The organism is Pseudomonas sp. (genome assembly GCF_032058845.1).
Classification (GTDB): domain Bacteria; phylum Pseudomonadota; class Gammaproteobacteria; order Pseudomonadales; family Pseudomonadaceae; genus Aquipseudomonas.
On record NZ_DAMCCR010000146.1, the window covers coordinates 1 to 2,839 of the forward strand.

3 protein-coding genes and 1 pseudogene are annotated in these 2,839 nt (G+C 62.7%); 2 read left to right on the forward strand and 2 right to left on the reverse strand.

All coding sequences use genetic code 11. The features are described 5' to 3' along the window. Together RT028_RS19030 and gatC are read right to left on the reverse strand one after the other, a co-directional pair. Positions 1 to 192: pseudogene (locus RT028_RS19030) on the reverse strand (Asp-tRNA(Asn)/Glu-tRNA(Gln) amidotransferase GatCAB subunit A); the annotation flags it as partial. Positions 193 to 207: 15 nt separating this feature from the next. Beyond that, positions 208 to 495, reverse strand: a complete 288-nt coding sequence (gene gatC / locus RT028_RS19035; RefSeq protein ID WP_312936847.1) for an Asp-tRNA(Asn)/Glu-tRNA(Gln) amidotransferase subunit GatC — start codon at positions 493 to 495, stop codon at positions 208 to 210. Between the two features lie 204 nt (positions 496 to 699). Here gatC and mreB point away from each other — a divergent pair, with 204 nt between their 5' ends. Both mreB and mreC read left to right on the forward strand, forming a co-directional pair. Continuing rightward, a complete protein-coding gene (gene mreB / locus RT028_RS19040) occupies positions 700 to 1,737 on the forward strand; it encodes a rod shape-determining protein MreB (protein WP_296263119.1) in 1,038 nt (345 codons plus the stop codon). Positions 1,738 to 1,944: 207 nt separating this feature from the next. Beyond that, on the forward strand, positions 1,945 to 2,839 hold an 895-nt coding region (gene mreC / locus RT028_RS19045), incomplete at its 3' end, for a rod shape-determining protein MreC (RefSeq protein ID WP_312936858.1).

Genomic DNA, 2,839 nt, shown 5'->3' on the forward strand with positions numbered 1-2,839 from the left:
CTCGCCGCCAGCGCGGCGGGCGTCGGCGGCGCGCGCCTGGTCCAGGGCGAGCTCGTCGGTGACGGTGATGAAACTGTTGAGCTGAGGGTCGAGGGCGTGGATGCGCTTGAGCAGCGCGCCGGTCAGCTCTTCGGAGGAAAACGACTTGTCGGCGAGTCCGCGGGCGATCTCGGCCAGGGTCAATTGATGCATGGCAGGCTCTATCCCTTACTCGATGACTTTCGGAACCAGATACAGACCGTTTTCGGTCGCTGGGGCAATGGCCTGGTAGCGCTCGCGCTGGTTCTGCTCGGTGACCTGATCGGGCCGCAGGCGCTGGCTGGCTTCCAGGGGGTGGGCGAGGGGCTCGATGCCATCGGTGTCGACCGATTGCATCTGGTCGACGAGCCCGAGGATGCTGTTCAAGGCATCGGTAATGCGTGGCAGTTCGGCTTCATCGAGGCCCAAACGGGCCAGATGAGCGATCTTTTCCACATCGCAGCGTTGAAGCGCCATGGGGATCTCCAGGACTAGGAAACAAAAGGGAACAATTACCCGATGAGGAACATGCCGGCGGTTTGACGGTCAAAGGGCCGCGATCTTCTGCTGGCGTGCTCGGAAAAACTGCCAATTTAACATATTGGCTCCTTGCCCAAAATCCCCGCCATTGTTAGAGTTTGCCGCACTTTTTTACCCACGCTTTCCCAGGGTCACTTTCCCATGTTCAAGAAACTGCGTGGCATGTTTTCCAGCGATCTGTCGATCGACCTGGGGACGGCCAACACTCTAATCTACGTGCGTGAGCGCGGTATCGTACTGAATGAACCCTCGGTTGTTGCCATCCGTACCCACGGCAACCAGAAAAGCGTCGTCGCAGTCGGTACCGAAGCCAAGCGCATGTTGGGCCGTACCCCCGGCAACATCGCTGCCATCCGTCCGATGAAGGATGGCGTGATTGCCGATTTCAGCGTTTGTGAAAAAATGCTGCAGTACTTCATCAACAAGGTTCATGAAAACAGCTTCCTGCAGCCCAGCCCGCGTGTGCTGATCTGCGTTCCGTGCAAGTCCACCCAGGTTGAGCGCCGCGCCATTCGCGAGTCGGCCCTGGGTGCCGGTGCACGTGAAGTGTTCCTGATCGAAGAGCCCATGGCTGCCGCCATCGGCGCCGGTCTGCCCGTGGAAGAAGCCCGTGGCTCGATGGTCGTCGACATCGGCGGCGGCACCACGGAAATTGCCCTGATCTCGCTCAACGGCGTGGTCTATGCCGAGTCCGTACGCGTCGGTGGCGACCGCTTCGACGAAGCCATCGTCACCTATGTTCGCCGCAACTACGGCAGCCTCATCGGTGAATCCACCGCCGAGCGCATCAAGCAGGAAATCGGCACCGCCTACCCAGGCGGCGAAACCCGCGAAGTCGACGTACGGGGCCGCAACCTGGCCGAAGGCGTTCCGCGTGCCTTCACCCTCAATTCCAATGAGGTGCTCGAAGCGTTGCAGGAATCGCTGGCCACCATCGTTCAGGCCGTCAAGAGCGCACTGGAGCAATCGCCGCCAGAGCTGGCCTCCGACATCGCCGAGCGTGGCCTGGTACTGACCGGCGGTGGCGCACTGCTGCGTGACCTCGACAAGCTGCTGGCCCAGGAAACCGGTCTGCCGGTGATCGTCGCCGAAGACCCGCTCACCTGCGTTGCCCGTGGTGGTGGTCGCGCACTGGAAATGATGGACAAACACGCCATGGACCTGCTGTCCAGCGAGTAAGCCACGCAGGTGTCGTCCTCCCGCAACCTTCCCTCGCGCTTTACAGGTAGCACTCGCGGTGCTACCTGTATGCGTCGGCCGGCGTCGGTCGGTGCGTCGTTTCCGTCAACCTGCAACCAGGCTGGTTCGTTGCCCCAATGTCCAATGACCTCCTGAGTCGTCCACGAGGAACGGCCCATTAAACCGCTTTTCTCCAAAGGCCCCTCGCTGGGCATCCGCCTGTTGGTACTGGTCGTGCTGTCGGTCGCGCTGATGGTGGTCGACGCGCGCTTTGCCGTGCTCAAACCGGTGCGCAGCCAGATGGGCCTGGTGTTGATGGAATCCTACTGGATCACCGACTTGCCGCAGCGTATCTGGCAGGGCGTAGCCGGGCAGTTCGGTAGCCGCACCGAGCTCATCGCGGAAAACGAAAAGCTCAAGACCGAAGCCCTGCTGCTGCAAGGCCGCCTGCAGAAGCTGGCAGCGTTGACCGAGCAGAACGTGCGCTTGCGCGAACTGCTCAATTCCTCTGCGCTGGTCAATGAAAAGGTCGAGGTGGCCGAGCTGATCGGCGTCGACCCCAATCCCTTTACCCACCGCATCCTGATCAACAAGGGCGAACGCGACGGTGTGTTCCTCGGTCAGCCGGTGCTCGATGCCCGCGGCCTGATGGGCCAGGTGGTCGAGCTGATGCCGTACACCGCGCGGGTCCTGCTGCTGACTGACTCCACGCACAGCATTCCGGTCCAGATCAACCGTAACGGCCTGCGCGCCATCGCCAGCGGCACCGGCAACCCGGAGCGCCTGGAGCTGCGCCATGTGGCGGACACGGCCGACGTCAAGGAAGGCGACCTGCTGGTCAGCTCCGGCATGGGCGAGCGCTTCCCTGCAGGGTATCCGGTGGCGACGGTCAACGAGGTGATCCACGACTCTGGCCAGCCGTTCGCCATCGTGCGCGCCATTCCCACCGCGTCGTTGAACCGCAGCCGCTACATGCTGCTGGTGTTCAGCGACAGCCGTACCCCGGAACAGCGTGCCACTGAGGCGGCGCTGGCCCAGGAAGAGGCTGATCGCAAGGGCGCGGCAGGGACTGCGCCTGCGCAGGGTACGTCGGCCACGCCGG

Excerpts from the sequence above, each read along its gene's own strand:
- mreB (WP_296263119.1), top strand. The coding sequence starts at position 700 with ATGTTCAAGAAACTGCGTGGCATGTTTTCCAGCGATCTGTCGATCGAC.
- gatC (WP_312936847.1), bottom strand. The coding sequence starts at position 495 with ATGGCGCTTCAACGCTGCGATGTGGAAAAGATCGCTCATCTGGCCCGT.